This window comes from Micromonospora sp. C97, assembly GCF_018070385.1.
In the GTDB taxonomy this organism is placed as follows: domain Bacteria; phylum Actinomycetota; class Actinomycetes; order Mycobacteriales; family Micromonosporaceae; genus Micromonospora; species Micromonospora parva.
The window spans coordinates 38,900-53,649 of record NZ_JAGPXU010000015.1 but is presented as its reverse complement, the minus strand read 5'-3'; the positions used below and the strand labels follow the sequence as shown (position 1 = coordinate 53,649).

Genomic DNA, 14,750 nt, shown 5'->3' with positions numbered 1-14,750 from the left:
TCTCCTCGATCAGGTACGACGGTCCAGGGCGATCACGACGATCGCCGGCAGTACGAGCAGCAAGAGCACGATCAGCGCGATACGCAACGCCAGGTTGTCAACGAACGTCCAGATCAGGATCAACGCCGCGCCGGTGAGCAGCACGATCGCGGCCCGCTCACCCCGACTGTGCCGGGCCAGCCGCCCGGAACGACCCCGCCGCAGCCGCGGCGTCAACCGACGGACCACCGCCCGACGGCGCTGCCGGCGAGCGACCTGGCGCTGCCGGACCGCCCGCTCCCGGGCCTGCTCCGCCTCCCGCTGCGCCCGCCGGCGGGCCCGCTCCCGGCTCACCGCGACACCCGCCGACCGGGTACCGCGCGACGACGCTCACCCACCGTTGGGCAACGTGGCAAGCCAGTTGCGCAGCAACGCGGCACCGGTCTCGGCGGACTTCTCCGGGTGGAACTGGGCCGCCGACAACGAGCCACGCTCCACCGCCGCGACGAAATCCGTGTCGTGGTGGGCGGTGGTCACCGTGGCCCCCGCGGCGGCCAGCGCCGCCGGGTCGCCCATCGCGTACGAGTGGACGAAGTAGAAACGGCTCTGCTCCGGCAACCCGGCGAACAGCACCGACTCCCGGGGGGCCCGGACCGTGTTCCAGCCCATGTGCGGCAACCGGGCGGCAGCCAGCCGGGTCACCCCGCCGGGCAGCAACCCCAGCCCCTTGGTCACCACGCCGTGCTCGTCACCGTGCTCGAAGAGCACCTGCATGCCCACGCAGATGCCCAGCACCGGCCGGCCAGCGGCCACCCGCTCGGCGATCACCGGACCGGCGCCCAACGCCTCGATCCCCGCCATGCACGCCGCGTACGCGCCCACACCCGGCACCACCAGACCATCGGCGGCAGCCGCGGCGGCCAGGTCGTCGGTCACCCGGACATCCGCTCCGGCGGCGGCCAGCGCCCGCTCCGCCGAGCGCAGGTTGCCCGAGCCGTAGTCGAGCACCACCACGTCACTCATGCCGTCACCCCGATCACCCGTTCTCCGGCAGCAGCCGCAGAACCCCGGCGACAGTGGCGAGCACCGCGAGCGCCGCGGTGACGAACACGGCGACCTTCGGCGCGCCCTGCCGGTAGAGCGACCAGGTGCCACCCACCAAGACCCCGGCCAGGATCAACAACAACGTCGGCAACGCCGCACCCATCAGAGGGCACCCTTCGTGCTCGGGATCGCACCTGCCGAACGCGGGTCGATCGAGGTCGCCTCGCGCAGGGCGCGGGAGACCGCCTTGAACTGTGCCTCCACCACGTGGTGCGCGTCCGGGTGACCGCCCGGCCGGGCCGCCCGCAGCACGTCCACGTGCAACGTGACCCGGGCCGCCTGGCCGAAGGACTCCCAGATGTGCCGGGTCATGCTGGTCGCGTACACCGGACCGATGTACGGGGCGAGCACCGGCTCGTCGTGCACCACGTACGGCCGACCGGAAAGGTCCACAGCGGCCCGGACCAGCACCTCGTCCATCGGCACCGTCGCCGAGCCGTAGCGCCGGATGCCGGCCTTGTCGCCCAGCGCCTGGTCGAACGCGGCACCCAGGGCGAGCGCGGTGTCCTCGATCGTGTGGTGCGCGTCGATCTCCAGGTCGCCCACGGTGCGCACGGTCAGGTCGAAACCACCGTGCCGGGCGATCTGGTGCAGCATGTGGTCGTAGAAACCGACGCCGGTGCTGATCTCGGCGGCACCGGTGCCGTCGAGGTCGATCTCGACGAGGACCTTGGTCTCCTTGGTGATCCGCTCCACCCGGGCGGTCCGGCTCATTGAACAGTCTCCATCGCAGAAAGGAAGGCGTCGGTCTCGGCGGCGGTGCCGGCGGTCACCCGCAGCCAGCCGGGAAGGCCGACGTCACGGACCAGCACCCCCTGCGCCAGCAGGGCGTTCCAGACTACGGTCTGGTCGCCGCCCACCTCGAAGAGCACGAAGTTGGCGTCACTGTCAGCGACCCGCAACCCCCGCTCGCGCAGCGTCGCCACGATCCGGTCCCGCTGCGCCATGATCGCGCTCACCGTACCGAGAAGGGCGTCGCGGTGGGCCACCGCCGCGCGGGCGGCGGCCTGGGTGAGCGCGGAGAGATGGTACGGCAAACGGACGAGCTGCACCGCCTGCACCACCGCCGGGTCGGCGGCCAGGTAACCCAGCCGGCCGCCGGCGAAGCCGAACGCCTTGCTCATCGTCCGGGTGACCACCAGCCGCGGGTGCCCGGGCAGCACCGCGAGGGCGCTGACCGTCCCGGGCCGGGCGAACTCGGCGTACGCCTCGTCGACGACCACCATGCCGGGCGCGACGTCGAGCACCGCGGCGATCACCGCCGGGTCCAGTGCCGTGCCGGTGGGGTTGTTCGGCGAGCAGAGGAAGACCACGTCCGGCTGGTGCTCGCGGACCTGGGCGACCGCCTCCTCGGCGGTCAACCCGAAGTCGACGCCGCGCTCGGCGGGCACCCAGCGGGTGCTGGTGCCGAGGGCCAGCAGCGGGTGCATCGAGTACGCCGGAACGAAACCGAGCGCGCTGCGCCCCGGACCGCCGAACGCCTGCAACAACTGCTGCTGGATCTCGTTGGAGCCGTTGGCCGCCCACACCTGCTCGACGGTGAGCCCGTGCCCGAGATATTCGGCCAGGTCGGCGCGGAGCGCCACCGCGTCCCGGTCCGGGTAGCGGTTCAGCTCGCGCAGCTCGGCCGCGACGGCCTTGCTGATCGCCTCGACCACCGGCTCCGGCACCGGGTGGGAGTTCTCGTTGGTGTTGAGCCGCACCGGCACGTCCAGTTGCGGCGCCCCGTACGGCGACAGCCCCCGCAGGTCGGCGCGGATCGGCAGGTCGTCCAGGCCGCTCACGCCGACCCTCCCGGGAAGCGGGCCTGGACCGCCTGGCCGTGCGCGGGCAGGTCCTCCACGTTGGCCAGGGTGACCACGTGCGGGGCCACGTCGCGCAGCGCGGCCTCGGTGTATTCGATCAGGTGCACGCCGCGCAGGAAGGACTGCACGGACAGTCCGGAGGAGTGCCGGGCACAACCGCCGGTGGGCAGCACGTGGTTGGAGCCGGCGCAGTAGTCGCCGAGTGACACCGGCGACCAGGCGCCCACGAAGATCGCCCCGGCGTTGCGGACCCGCAGCGCCCACTCCCGGGCGTCGACCGTCTGGATCTCCAGGTGCTCGGCCGCGTACGCGTCGACCACCCGCAGCCCCGCCTCGAGGTCGTCGACCAGGACCACGCCGCTCTGCTCACCGGTCAGCGCCGTGGTGACCCGCTCGGTGTGCTTGGTCGCCGGCACCTGCCGGGCCAGCTCCGTCTCGACCGCCTCGACCAACGCCACCGACGGGGTGACCAGCACGCTCGCGGCGAGCGGGTCGTGCTCGGCCTGACTGATCAGGTCGGCGGCCACGTGCGCCGGGTCGGCCGTGTCGTCGGCCAGGATGGCGATCTCGGTCGGACCGGCCTCGGCGTCGATGCCGACCACGCCGCGCAGCAGCCGCTTGGCGGCCGTCACCCAGATGTTGCCGGGCCCGGTGATCAGGTCGACGGGGTCGCAGCGCAGCTCACCCGCCGGGTCCACCGCCGCGCCGTACGCCAGCATCGCCACCGCCTGGGCCCCGCCCACGGCGTACACCTCGTCGACGCCGAGCAGCGCGCACGCGGCGAGCACCCGGGGGTCGGGCAGGCCGCCGTTGTCCTTCTGCGGCGGGCTGACCACCACCAGCGAGCGCACCCCGGCCGCCTGGGCGGGCACCACGTTCATCACCACCGTCGACGGGTACATCGCCAGGCCGCCGGGCACATAGAGGCCGACCCGGTCGACCGGCAGCCACCGCTCGGTGACCGTACCGCCGGGCACCACCTGGGTGGTGTGGTCGGTGCGCCGCTGGTCGGCGTGCACCCGACGGGCCCGGGCGATGGACTCCAGCAGCGCGGCCCGCACCGCCGGGTCGAGCACCCCCTCCGCCTCGGTGATCGCCTCGACCGGCACCCGCAGCACCTCCGGGGAGATGCCGTCGAACCGAACACTGGCCTCCCGGATCGCTGGGTACCCATGCTCACGGACGGCCTCCACCAGGGGCCGGATGCGCTCGACGGCGACGGACACGTCGAGCTGGGCGCGGGGCAGCAGACGGCGCGGGTCTCCGAGACCGTCGCGCAGGTCGATCCGATTCAGCACCCTTGCGAGTCTAGGCGGCCGACCGGAGGTCCACCCGAGCCGCCCGTCCGCCGGGACGGTGAGCCGGGCCACGCCCCGGTGGGCGAGATTGGTTAGGCTCGACCCTGTGACCGCACGGCTGCCGGTGTTCCCGCTCGCAACGGTGCTCTTTCCCGGGTTGGTGCTGCCGCTGCACATCTTCGAGGAGCGCTACCGGGCGCTGGTCCGACACCTGGTCGGCCTGCCCGAGGGCGCCCCGCGTGAGTTCGGCGTGGTGGCCATCCAGGCCGGCTGGGAGGTGGCGCCGGCCGGTCCCGGCGCCCGGGCGACGCCGGGCGTCGGCGAGGTCACCCTGCATGAGGTGGGCTGCACCGCCGAGCTGCGGCAGGTGACCGAGCTGGCCGACGGTGGTTTCGACATCGTCACTGTCGGCCGCCGCCGGTTCCGGATCGCCGAGGTCGACGACAGCACCGAGCCCTACCTCACCGCCGACGTGGAGTGGCTGCCCAACCCGGGTGGCCCGGACGAGTTGGCCGACCTGCTGGCCGCCCGGGTGATCGCGGTGTTCCGGCAGTACCTCGGCCTGATCCGCTCCGACCCGGAGGAGATCTCCGAGCAGTTGCCGGAGGACCCGACGGTGCTCTCGCACCTGGTGGCGGCGACGGCGGCGCTCACCGTCGACGACCGGCAACGGCTGCTGGCGATCGACGACACCGCCTCCCGGCTCCGCGCCGAGCTGCGGCTGCTCAACCGCGAGGCGGCTCTGCTGCGTCAGGTGCGGGCGGTTCCGGTGCCGCTGGCGGAGCTGGCGTCCCCGCCGACACCCAACTGAACTCTCCCGGCTCGGGCTCCGGGCGCAGCCCCGGCCACCGTGACCAGCCGGCCAGCAGGGTGTACATGACCGCGGCCCCGAACGCCGGCAGCAGCAGGTTGCCGTGCGGCACCGGCAGCACCCCGAGCAGCCAGTCCACCCCGCCGGCGCGCAGGTCGGCGGGCTTGTTGAAGGCCTGCCCGGCCGGGGCGGTCACCAGTAACCGGTCGAAGGTGGCCAGGCCGATCCGCCGTCCCACCTGCCAGGCCACCGGCGCGGCAACCAGAGTGCCGAGCACCGCGGCGACCAACCCGACCGGGCCCCGCCGCCGACGCAGCACGACCCACACGGCGAGCGCCACGAGCAGCCCGAAGGCGAGCCCGAGCAGGCTGAACCAGCCGTCGGCGGCGATCGGCTGCTCCGGTTGCGGCTCGGCGTAGATCGCCCCCTCGGCGGTCTTCAGCACCGGGGTGTCCGGCGCGAGCGCGGCCCAGAGCAACCCGAGCGGGACACCCAGCGCGGCCAGCGCGAGCACGGCGCCCACCACCGTCGCCACGGCCCGCAGCGGACGACGCGGTTCGTCGAACCGAAGTTCCAAGGAGCTCTGGTACGCCGCCGAGGTGGGCGGCTGACCTGGGTCGAACCCCGCCGGCGCCGCCCCGGGCGACGGGTCGGCCTGCGGCGGATCCGCTTCCGGCGTGCGGGGTGGCGCGGGTCGGTCGGGCTCGTCGACGGGCCGCTCACTGTCGGGGTTGTCCGGGCTCACCCGATGATCCTCTCAGGCCCGGTGCGGGACCGGGGCTCCGGTGGCGGCAGACCAGCTCACCGGGCGAACGGCTCCACCATCATCGCCGCGGCCCGCAGCCACGCCTGCCGGGTCTCCGGCTGGAGTTGGTGGTACTCGATCGACGACCCGGTCTCCAGAGCCGGGTCGTACGGCACGACGGCGACGCCACGGGTGCGGGTGGCGAAGTGCCGCTCCAGGTCGTCCTGGAGCGTCGAGCGACCCGGGGTGGGGCAGGAGATGAGGGTGATCGCGTTGTCCGCCAACTCACCCATGCCCTCCTCGTGCAGCAGGTCGAGCATCCAGTCCGCGCTGAACGCCGCGTCCTCCCGGGGCACCGTGGTCACCACCAGCTGGTCGGCGGCCTGCATCACCGTGCGCCAGTTGGGGCTCTCCACGTTGTTGCCGGTGTCCACGCAGACCACGTCGTGGGTACGCCGCAGCAACTCCAGCACCCGCCGGACGGTGAACTGGTCCAGTCGTTGGGCGAAGCGCGGACTCTCCTCGCCGGCCAGCACGTCGTACGAGCCGTCGGAGGCGTGCCGCAGATAGTCGTCCAGCCGGTCCAGCAGGGTCGCGCCCTCCAGGATCTCGATCTGGGCCAGGTCGCTGATCAGATGCCGGATCGTCCGGGCGTGCCGGGCGCTGCCGGCGCGCAGGCCGAGGGTGCCGCGCAGTTCGTTGTCGTCCCAGGCCAGCACGCCCTGGCCGCGGACGCTGCCGACCGTCGCCGCGGCGAGCACGGTGGCGGTCGTCTTGTGCACGCCGCCCTTGGGGTTGGCGAAGGCGAACACCCGGGGCGTGCCCAGGTCCCGCTTGAGCACCCCGTTGGCGCGTTCCTGCTCCTGGTCGACGGCCTGCGGCCGCCACTCGATCCGGGCCGGGTAGGCACGTTCGGCGACCGCCGAACCGATCGCCGGGGCGGGTGGCGGAGTGACCGGCGGGACGACCGGCGGTGGCGGGGCGACGACCGGCGGCGCAGCGACGACCGGCGGCGGGGCGACCGGCGGTGGCGCGGCCGCCGGGTAGCCGGTTTCCGGCTGGTAGCCGGTCTCCAGCAGGGCGTACCGCGACTCGACCGACGGTTGACCCGATCGGTAGCCGTTGTCCAGCAGGGCGTAGCGCGACGGGACCGGCTCGGGTCCACGGGCCGGCGGCTCGGGCTCGGCCCGGTACGTCGGCTCGGCCCGGTAGCCCGGATCAGCCCGGTACTCCGGCGTGACGCGGTAGTCCGGCTCGGCGCGGTAGCCGGGATCGGCGCGGTAGCCCGGCTCGGCCCGGTAGTCGGGTTCGGCGCGGTAGTCGGGCTGCTCGGTCCGGTACGCCGGCTCCGCGCGGTAGTCCGGCTCGGCCCGGTAACTCGGCTCGGCCCGGTACGCGGGCTCCGCCCGATAGTCCGGCTCGGCCCGGTAGTCCGGCTCCGCGCGGTACGCGGGCTCGGCCCGGTAGGCCGGGTCGACCCGGTAGCTCGCCTCGGCCCGGTAACCGGGCTCCGCGCCGTACGACAGGTCGGCGGGATGCCCGATGGCCGGTGCCCGCCCGGCGTAGCCGTTCGGGGCCGCCCGCCGGGGCAGCGGGTCTGGCGGCGGCTCCTCGCCGCGCCGCTCGGGCTCGGTCTGCTCGGCGCCGCGACCGCCCAGCCGGGCTCGGTCCAACAACGCACGCCACCGCGGCGCTGGTTCGGCCGGCCGGCCCCAGCCGGTCTCACTGCCCTCCACGGCCCGCCCTCCCAGCGCCATCGATCTCTGTCTGACAGGCTACGAACCCAACCCTATTCGGACCACACCTCAGAGCGCACACCAGCCGGCGCAGATCACGACGACGGCGACGGCGACGGCGGCTCGGCGACGGTGGCGTCCGGCGAGGTGGTGACGCTCGGCGGCGTCGACTCGGTGGGCTCCGGCTCCGACGGTTCGGGTGACGGGGTCGTCACGGCTGGTGCGGGTTCCGACGATTCGCCCACGGTCGGCGAGGGCGCCGGTGCGCTGATCAGTGGCGCGGGCGGCTCGGACCGGGTCGGTGTGGGGCTCAGCCCGCTGTCGGCTGGCGGGCGCGCCACATCGCGCTGCTCGGGCAGCGGCGGCGTGAAGACCGTGCGGTCCAACCGGTACACCTCGGGGGCGGGGTCGACGGCCCGTACGTCCGGCCGGGTCGCGACGCCGCGCAGCGCCACCGGCGTCGCGCGGACCACCGCCGCGTAGACGCAGGCGCAGCCGGCCCGGTAACCGGCCGCCTCGGCGGCGGCCACCTCCGCGCCGCTGGTGTACTGCTCCCGCAGCTCCCGCTCGCCCTCCCCGTCGCCGTCGACCGCGGCGGCCCTGGCCCGGTAGTCGGCGGCCTCGGTCTCCTTGCGGGCCGCCACCTGTCGCATTCCGGCGACCACGTCGTCGGGCACCCGCATCGCGGGGATCTTGACGATCTCGGTCTGCCGGCCGGGCAGCGGAACCCGCCCGAAGACGGTCGACACCCCGACGTCGCCGAGCACCGTCGCCAGCCGCTGCGGAGGCAGGTACGCGTCGAGCGTGACCAGCGCGTACGTCGTGCCCTCGGCGGCCGGGGCGGACGCCGGCAGCGCCGCCAGGTCGGCCGCGGCCGACCGCAGGTAGGCGGGGACCGAGTCGCCGTCGACGACGCCGACCCGGGTCACCTCACCGACCGTCCGGTCGCCGACCGGGGCGTCATCGACGGCCCAGACGGCGGTGCCCAGCACCGCCGCCGCGGAGAGCACGGCGGCCCAGCTGAGCACGCCGAACCGCGCCGACCGGTCGCCCAGCCGGGCCACGGCCCGGGTCAGCGGCGGCAGCAGCCGCTGGTCCAACTGCCGCAGCAGGTTGCCGGCGCGCACGGGCGGGATCCCCTCTGTGGATCGGTGTCGGGCGGTCGCCGCTCAGTCACGCAGGATCTGGAGCGCACGGTCCAGGTCGTCAGGGTAGTCGCTGACGAACCGGACCTCGTCCCCCGTTCGGGGGTGCAGGAAGCTCAGTTCGCGGGCGTGCAGCCACTGTCGGGACAGGCCGAGACGGGCCGAGAGGGTGGGATCGGCACCGTAGGTGAGGTCACCCACACAGGGGTGCCGCAGGGTGGAGAAGTGGACCCGGATCTGGTGCGTCCGGCCGGTCTCCAGCCGGACGTCGACCAGGCTCGCCGCCGGGAACGCCTCCAGGGTGTCGTAGTGGGTGATGCTCGGCTTGCCGCCGGAGACCACCGCCCACCGGTAGTCGTGGGTGGGGTGCCTGTCGATCGGCGCGTCGACGGTGCCCCGCAGCGGGTCCAGGTGACCCTGCACCACCGCGTGGTAGCCCTTGTCGACCTCGCGGTACTTGAAGGCCCGCTTCAAGGCCGTGTACGCCTGCTCGCTCTTGGCCACCACCATGATCCCGGTGGTGCCCACGTCGAGCCGGTGCACCACGCCCTGCCGCTCGGCGGCGCCGCTGGTGGAGATGCGGTGCCCGATCGCGGCGAGCGCGCCGATCACCGTCGGCCCGGTCCAGCCGGGGCTGGGGTGCGCGGCCACCCCCACCGGCTTGTCGACCACCACGATGTCGTCGTCGGCGTAGACCACGCGCAGGCCGGGCACCGCCTGCGGCACCACTGTCGGCGGTGCGACCGGGGCGGGCAGCGTGACGTCCAGCCAGGAGCCGGCCTTGACCTTGTGCGAGTTGGGCCGGGCGGCGCCGTCGACCAGCGCGTCTCCGGCGTCGACCAGGGCTGCGGCGGCGGTGCGGGAGAGCCCGAACAGGCGGGACACGGCCTGGTCCAGGCGCATGCCGTCGAGGCCGTCCGGAACCGGAAGGGAACGGTGGTCGCCGCCAGCGGCGAACGCGGAGGTCATGCCCGCTCCCGCTGCTCGGCGCCCGACGCGGCGTCCGTGGTGGCCGGGTCGTCGTCGCGCCCCGCCCGCCGGCCGTCACGCTGCCGGCCGGTCAGCTCCAACAGGACGGCCAGCAGCACACCGCAGACCAGCGAGCTGTCGGCCAGGTTGAACACCGGCCAGACCTGACCGTACGGGTCGAAGAGGCTGATCATGTCGACCACGTGCCCGTGGAAGGGGGACGGCGCCCGGAAGATCCGGTCGACGAGGTTGCCCAACGCGCCACCCAGCACCAGGCCGAGGGAGACCGCCCAGGGCGTCGAGCGCAGGCGCAGTGCCATCCAGACGATCCAGCCGACCACACCGATGGTGATCAGCGGGAAGACCCAGGTGTGGTCGGCACCGATGCTCCAGGCCGCGCCGCTGTTGCGGGTCAGGCTCAGGTAGACGAACCCGCCGAGCAGCCGGACCGGTTCCCGGTCGGTCAGCGCGGCCAGCGCGAGGTGCTTGGTGACCAGGTCGGCCAGCAGGGCCACCAGGGCGACTCCGGCCAGAATCGCGACGGCCCGGGGCCGGCGTTTGCCGCCGCCCGGGTCGGTGCGGCCGGGTTCGGCGGACGGTGCTGCGGTCATGCGCTCCCCATCGACAGTCTTGGCGGTGATCGCTCACCGTCTCATCGCCGCCGGGGAGCGGACCTCAGCGCCGCTCCTCCAGCTGCTTGCACGTCACACACAGGGTGGCCGACGGGAAGGCGGCGAGGCGCTCGACCGGGATCGGGTTGCCGCACCGCTCGCACCAGCCGTAACCACCCTCGTCGAGACGCTCCAGAGCGCGCTCCACCTGCGTGATCCGTTCCAGAATGCTGTTGGCGAGAGAGATCTCCTGCTCCCGCTCGAGCGTCTTGGTGCCCGTGTCGGCCTGGTCGTCCCCGGCCGAGTCGGTCAGCCGATCGCGCTGCAGCTCGGTGATCTCACTCAGCGTCTGATCGTACTCGGCACGAAGCTCGTCCCGCCGCGCCGCCAGCGCCGCCCGGATCTTCTCGGTCTCGGCCGTGCTGCGGGTGGCCTTGGCCACCGGCTTGCGCCCGGCGGTCCTGGTGTCGGCTGGCTTCGCCATGGGGTCGCTCCCTCGGCCGGGGAACCGCGCGGTCCGCGGCGCCTGGGTCAGGGGGCGCCGCCCAGGGCGTCCCCTATGTACGAAAAGGGGCGCGCGGCGACGATGGCCGCGCACTCCGGAGGTTGGCAAGAATACGGAACGTACAGGCGTCCGACAACGTGCCGCACCGTCGCACCGTCTAACAGCCCCGAGCCCTGCCAAACTGGGGCAAAGGGAACGCTAGCAGATCAATTGACCACCTCATCCCCGTACTCACCAAACCATCGGGCCAGGTGACCCCGCCGACTGACCGCCCGCAACCGCCGTTCCGCGGCGTCCCGCACCCCGGCGGTCGCCACGATCAGCAGACTGTCGCCGGTCTTCAACCGGGTGTCCGGTGCGGGCACGAAACCCACCCCGTCGCGCAGCACCAGGGTCACCGACGCGCCCACCGGGAGCCGCAACTCGTCGACGTGCACACCCGCCAGTCGCGAGCCCGGCGGCACCTCCACCTGGAGCAGATCCGCCCGCATCCGCTCCAGCGGCGCGGTCTCCACATGAATCTCGGCGGCCTCGGCCGGCGCGGTCACCCGCAACCAGCGGGCGAACGACCCCAGCGTCCCGGTCTGCACCAGCGTGAAGATCACCACCAGCACGAAGACCACGTCGAAGAGCCGCTCCGCGCCGGGCACCCGCTCGGAGAGCGGAATGGTGGCCAGCACGATCGGCACCGCCCCGCGGAGCCCGGCCCAGGACAGGAACGCCTGTTCTCGAAGCCCGACCCCGAACGGCAACGCCGAGACGGCCACCGACAGCGGTCGGGCCAGCAGCACCAGCGCCAGCCCGGCGACCACCGCGGGCAGCACCGCCGCGTCCAGCCGGCCCGGCGAGGCCAGCAACCCGAGCAGCACGAACAACCCGATCTGGGCGAGCCACGCCAGCCCGTCGGCGAAACCGAGAATCGCCTGCCGGTGCGACAGGCGGGCATTGCCCAGCAGCACCCCGGCCACGTAGACGGCGAGGAAACCCGAGGCGTGCAGAACCGCCCCTGCGGCGTACGCCAGCACCGTGATGCCCACCGCGGCGATCGGGTAGAGCCCGGCCGAGGGCAGGGCCGCCCTGCGCAGCGCCCAGGTGCCGGCGACACCCGCGCCCACCCCCACCGCCGCGCCGACGCCCAGCTCGTAGCAGACCAGCGCGACCTCGTACCACCACGGGTGCGAGAAACCCCGGTGGGACAGCAGCACCACCAGCAGCACCACCGGGGCGTCGTTCATCCCCGACTCGGCCTCGAGCGTCGCCACCAGCCGGGGCGGCAACCGCAGCCGGCGCAGGGTGGCGAAGACGGCGGCCGCGTCGGTGGACGAGAGCACCGCTCCGTAGAGCAGCGCCAACCGCCAGTCCAGCCCCAGCAGCAGGTGCACGGCGACGCCGACCACCACGATGCTGACGATCACGCCCACAGTGGAGAGCGCGGAGGCCAGCCCGAGCACCGGTCGCAGCGTGGTCCACCGGGCGGTGAGGCCGCCCTCCGCGATGATCACGATCAGCGCGCAGAAGCCGAGGGTCCGGGTCAGCTCGACGTCGTCGAAACGGATGCCCAGCCCGCCCTCGCCGATCGCCACACCCAGTGCCAGATAGACCAGGAGGCTGGGCACGCCGAGGCGGGTGGAGAGTCGCACCGCGCCGACCGCTACCAGCAGCACCGCCGCACCGAGCAGCAGCGCGATGTCCAACCCGGGGGTCACGGCTGCCTTGCCCGGGCTGTCCTCACTCGGCGGATCCGTCGCGCAGGCGGCGCAGCACCTCGGGCAGCTCCGGGCCGGGCCGATCGACGATGAAGAGTTTGTCCCGGCTGGCCGCGCCGGAGCGCAGTGACACCGCGGCCCGCCGGACGCCCAGCGCGCCGGCCAACGCCCGCCGGGCCGCCTCGGTGGCCCTACCGTCCACGGCCGGATCGTGGACCGCGATCACGAGCGCGGGGCCGTGCGGGCCGTCGAAGCGGCCACCCACCCGGTCCCGGGAGGCGCCGGGCTTCACCCGCACCGCCACGGTGAGCGTGTCCTGCGCGGGCACCGGGCGCCGCTTCAGATCGGCCGGACGTCGGCGAGGAGAGCGGTCGCCGGCGCGCAGTGCGCGCACGGCGTGAAGCCGAGCTCCACGGCCTCGGCGACCGGTAACGTCTCGGGCTGCCAGCCAACCAGGTGGGGGCAGGTGGCGAGGTGGTAGCGGGGGCGGCCGTCGACGACCTCGACGGCGTCGTGCAGTCGGGCCACCCGGGCCGCCTCGGCGGTAGTGATCTGCTGGGCGGCCGGCTCGTCGACCGCCGTGACCGCGCCGTCGAACCCGTCGTCGGTCGAGGCCACCGTCGGCGACGCCGGACTGACGGGCCGGGCCCGCGAGGACACCTCGTCGGCCACGACCGGCGACGCCTCGTCGACGCGCGGCGGGTCGTACGGCGACGCCTCGTCGATCGGTGGGACGTGGTCGACCGGCGGCCCGGGTGGTTGCCGCCACCCGGTGCCGCCGGTACCAAACGTCGTGGGCACGTGCTGGACCGGCACCTCCGGCTCGACCAGCGGCGGCCCGTACGCGACATCCGGCGTGGCCTGGCTGGCCGTGCGGGGTGCGTCGGGGTGCCGCCGGTCGGTCCGGCCGGGATCCGCCATGGCGCGGTTGGCGGCTGCCTGGCGAGCGCCCACCACCAACGCCACGGCGGCCAGCAGACTGGCCGCGATGGAGATGACCAACAAGAAGCTGGAGCCACCGGCCAGGCCGAGCACCAGTAGCACCACCGCGACGAGGATGAGCAGCAGACTTGCGACTATCACGGCTCACCCCCGCCGCGTCGAACCGTCCAGGCCGGGCCGGCGACCGTCACCATTGGCGGACAGCGATCGCCGGCCGGTGCTCAGCGTCCGGCTTCGAGGGCGCCGGAGCGCCCGCCGCCGCCGTACGAACCAGCGAGGCCCGCTGCGGCCAGCCCGTTGCCGCCGGCGACCCGGCCGGCTTCGGAGCGGGTCATCTCGGCCTCGAGGCCCTGGCCACGACCGTCGAGGTCACGCAGCTGGCTCTCCAGGTACGCCTTGAGCCGGGTGCGGTACTCGCGCTCGAACTGCTTGAGCTCCTCGATGTGCTTCTGCAGGGCCGTGCGCTTGGCGTCCAGGCCGCCCATGGCCTCCTGGTGCCGCTGGCGGGCGTCCCGCTCAAGGGCGTCAGCCTTCGCGCGCGCCTCCCGGGTCACCTCCTCGGCCTTGCTGCGAGCCTCGGACAGCAGCTGGTCGGCCTCGCGGCGCGCGTCGGACACGTGGTCGTCAGCGGTGCGCTGGGCCATCATCAGCACGCGCAGAGCCTGCTGCTCACCGTCACCGGTGACGCCGCCGGCCGGGCCGCCGGTCGCGCGGACCTGCTCCAGCTCGGCCTGCATCGCGCGGGCAGCCTGCTCGGCCGCCGACTTGTCGCGCTGCACCCGGTCCAGCTGGGCCTTGACGTCGTTGAGCTCCGCCGCCAGTCGGGCGTCGCCGCCGGGGCCGGCGGGGGCACCGCCACGGCCGCCGCGCTCCACCTGGGCGCGCAGCTCGTTGTTCTCCTCGATGAGACGGGCGAGCTCGCGCTCGACCTCATCCAGGAAGGCGTCGACCTCCTCCTCGTCATACCCCCGTTTGCCGATCGGCGGCTTTTTGAAGGCGACGTTGTGGACGTCGGCCGGGGTCAGCGGCATCGAAACTCCTCGGGTCAGTTGCGGCCGCGAAAGCGCGTCGGTCATCAGGCAGATGCCCTGATCGACGGCCCTAACACGAACTCCATCAGCACGAACAGGATAACCAGGAGCACAAGGGAGGCCAGGTCGATGCTCACGGTACCAATTCGCAGCGGAGGGATCACACGCCTCAACGCGTTGAGAGGGGGATCAGTGACGCTCCACACGGATTCCAATCCTGCCGATGCTCCACGCCCCGGTTGCCAGCGACGGCCGTACTGCAGGACGGCGCTCAACACGAACCGGGACAGAAGAAGGAGCAGGAAGACATAAAGGATCAGGTACAGCACTTGCAGTAAGATCGACAACACGGTCAGCGACGTC

At 73.5% G+C, this 14,750-nt stretch carries 18 protein-coding genes; 1 reads left to right on the top strand and 17 read right to left on the bottom strand.

Annotation, left to right across the window (positions count from 1 at the left end):
* Window positions 1-9: 9 nt before the first annotated feature.
* The 6 genes from KBX26_RS20195 to hisD are packed head-to-tail and all read right to left on the bottom strand — an operon-like array spanning window position 10 to window position 4,186.
* Window positions 10-333: a hypothetical protein gene (locus KBX26_RS20195; protein ID WP_030334472.1), complete on the bottom strand. Its 324-nt coding sequence runs from the start codon at window positions 331-333 to the stop codon at window positions 10-12.
* A 36-nt stretch (window positions 334-369) separates the two neighbouring features.
* Entirely contained in the window at window positions 370-1,002 is a 633-nt protein-coding gene (gene hisH, locus KBX26_RS20190) for an imidazole glycerol phosphate synthase subunit HisH (RefSeq protein WP_210866158.1), read from the bottom strand.
* Between the two features lie 13 nt (window positions 1,003-1,015).
* A complete protein-coding gene (locus KBX26_RS20185) occupies window positions 1,016-1,186 on the bottom strand; it encodes a hypothetical protein (RefSeq protein ID WP_167337319.1) in 171 nt (56 codons plus the stop codon).
* Window positions 1,186-1,797, bottom strand: coding sequence for an imidazoleglycerol-phosphate dehydratase HisB (gene hisB / locus KBX26_RS20180; protein WP_030334475.1), 612 nt, complete (start codon window positions 1,795-1,797; stop codon window positions 1,186-1,188). The genes KBX26_RS20185 and hisB overlap by 1 nt, the downstream gene beginning before the upstream one ends.
* Window positions 1,794-2,867, bottom strand: coding sequence for a histidinol-phosphate transaminase (locus KBX26_RS20175; protein WP_210866157.1), 1,074 nt, complete (start codon window positions 2,865-2,867; stop codon window positions 1,794-1,796). The genes hisB and KBX26_RS20175 overlap by 4 nt, the downstream gene beginning before the upstream one ends.
* Window positions 2,864-4,186 (bottom strand): histidinol dehydrogenase, encoded by a 1,323-nt coding sequence (hisD, locus tag KBX26_RS20170; protein WP_210866156.1) that lies wholly within the window; start codon window positions 4,184-4,186, stop codon window positions 2,864-2,866. Before hisD ends, KBX26_RS20175 begins: the two co-directional genes overlap by 4 nt.
* Window positions 4,187-4,292: 106 nt before the next feature.
* Here hisD and KBX26_RS20165 point away from each other — a divergent pair, with 106 nt between their 5' ends.
* Entirely contained in the window at window positions 4,293-4,997 is a 705-nt protein-coding gene (locus tag KBX26_RS20165; RefSeq protein ID WP_210866155.1) for an LON peptidase substrate-binding domain-containing protein, read from the top strand.
* Here the strand turns inward: KBX26_RS20165 and KBX26_RS20160 are convergent.
* From KBX26_RS20160 to KBX26_RS20110, 11 genes are all read right to left on the bottom strand, one after another.
* Complete coding sequence (locus tag KBX26_RS20160) at window positions 4,912-5,742, bottom strand: DUF2567 domain-containing protein (protein ID WP_210861636.1); 831 nt, start codon at window positions 5,740-5,742, stop codon at window positions 4,912-4,914. The genes KBX26_RS20165 and KBX26_RS20160 overlap by 86 nt on opposite strands.
* Window positions 5,743-5,798: 56 nt before the next feature.
* On the bottom strand, window positions 5,799-7,499 hold the full coding sequence (locus KBX26_RS20155; RefSeq protein ID WP_210866154.1) for an AAA family ATPase: 1,701 nt from the start codon (window positions 7,497-7,499) through the stop codon (window positions 5,799-5,801).
* A gap of 74 nt (window positions 7,500-7,573) precedes the next feature.
* A complete protein-coding gene (locus KBX26_RS20150) occupies window positions 7,574-8,605 on the bottom strand; it encodes a hypothetical protein (protein WP_210866153.1) in 1,032 nt (343 codons plus the stop codon).
* A gap of 42 nt (window positions 8,606-8,647) precedes the next feature.
* Entirely contained in the window at window positions 8,648-9,592 is a 945-nt protein-coding gene (locus tag KBX26_RS20145) for an RluA family pseudouridine synthase (RefSeq protein ID WP_030334488.1), read from the bottom strand.
* Complete coding sequence (gene lspA / locus KBX26_RS20140) at window positions 9,589-10,203, bottom strand: signal peptidase II (protein WP_210866152.1); 615 nt, start codon at window positions 10,201-10,203, stop codon at window positions 9,589-9,591. The genes KBX26_RS20145 and lspA overlap by 4 nt, the downstream gene beginning before the upstream one ends.
* A 64-nt stretch (window positions 10,204-10,267) precedes the next feature.
* The gene (locus KBX26_RS20135) at window positions 10,268-10,687 is read right to left on the bottom strand and encodes a TraR/DksA C4-type zinc finger protein (RefSeq protein WP_030334492.1); all 420 of its coding nucleotides are present in this window, start codon (window positions 10,685-10,687) and stop codon (window positions 10,268-10,270) included.
* A 227-nt stretch (window positions 10,688-10,914) separates the two neighbouring features.
* On the bottom strand, window positions 10,915-12,414 hold the full coding sequence (locus KBX26_RS20130) for a potassium/proton antiporter (protein WP_210866151.1): 1,500 nt from the start codon (window positions 12,412-12,414) through the stop codon (window positions 10,915-10,917).
* 22 nt (window positions 12,415-12,436) lie between these two features.
* Entirely contained in the window at window positions 12,437-12,742 is a 306-nt protein-coding gene (locus tag KBX26_RS20125; RefSeq protein ID WP_210862042.1) for a DUF167 domain-containing protein, read from the bottom strand.
* An 11-nt stretch (window positions 12,743-12,753) separates the two neighbouring features.
* On the bottom strand, window positions 12,754-13,497 hold the full coding sequence (locus KBX26_RS20120) for a hypothetical protein (protein WP_210862041.1): 744 nt from the start codon (window positions 13,495-13,497) through the stop codon (window positions 12,754-12,756).
* Between the two features lie 80 nt (window positions 13,498-13,577).
* A complete protein-coding gene (locus tag KBX26_RS20115) occupies window positions 13,578-14,387 on the bottom strand; it encodes a DivIVA domain-containing protein (RefSeq protein WP_036411965.1) in 810 nt (269 codons plus the stop codon).
* 44 nt (window positions 14,388-14,431) lie between these two features.
* Window positions 14,432-14,737 (bottom strand): YggT family protein, encoded by a 306-nt coding sequence (locus KBX26_RS20110; RefSeq protein WP_030334503.1) that lies wholly within the window; start codon window positions 14,735-14,737, stop codon window positions 14,432-14,434.
* Between the last annotated feature and the right edge of the window lie 13 nt (window positions 14,738-14,750).

Excerpts from the sequence above, each read along its gene's own strand:
- lspA (WP_210866152.1), bottom strand. The coding sequence starts at position 10,203 with ATGACCGCAGCACCGTCCGCCGAACCCGGCCGCACCGACCCGGGCGGC.
- KBX26_RS20155 (WP_210866154.1), bottom strand. The coding sequence starts at position 7,499 with ATGGCGCTGGGAGGGCGGGCCGTGGAGGGCAGTGAGACCGGCTGGGGC.
- hisB (WP_030334475.1), bottom strand. The coding sequence starts at position 1,797 with ATGAGCCGGACCGCCCGGGTGGAGCGGATCACCAAGGAGACCAAGGTC.
- KBX26_RS20135 (WP_030334492.1), bottom strand. The coding sequence starts at position 10,687 with ATGGCGAAGCCAGCCGACACCAGGACCGCCGGGCGCAAGCCGGTGGCC.
- KBX26_RS20145 (WP_030334488.1), bottom strand. The coding sequence starts at position 9,592 with ATGACCTCCGCGTTCGCCGCTGGCGGCGACCACCGTTCCCTTCCGGTT.
- hisH (WP_210866158.1), bottom strand. The coding sequence starts at position 1,002 with ATGAGTGACGTGGTGGTGCTCGACTACGGCTCGGGCAACCTGCGCTCG.
- KBX26_RS20185 (WP_167337319.1), bottom strand. The coding sequence starts at position 1,186 with ATGGGTGCGGCGTTGCCGACGTTGTTGTTGATCCTGGCCGGGGTCTTG.
- KBX26_RS20115 (WP_036411965.1), bottom strand. The coding sequence starts at position 14,387 with ATGCCGCTGACCCCGGCCGACGTCCACAACGTCGCCTTCAAAAAGCCG.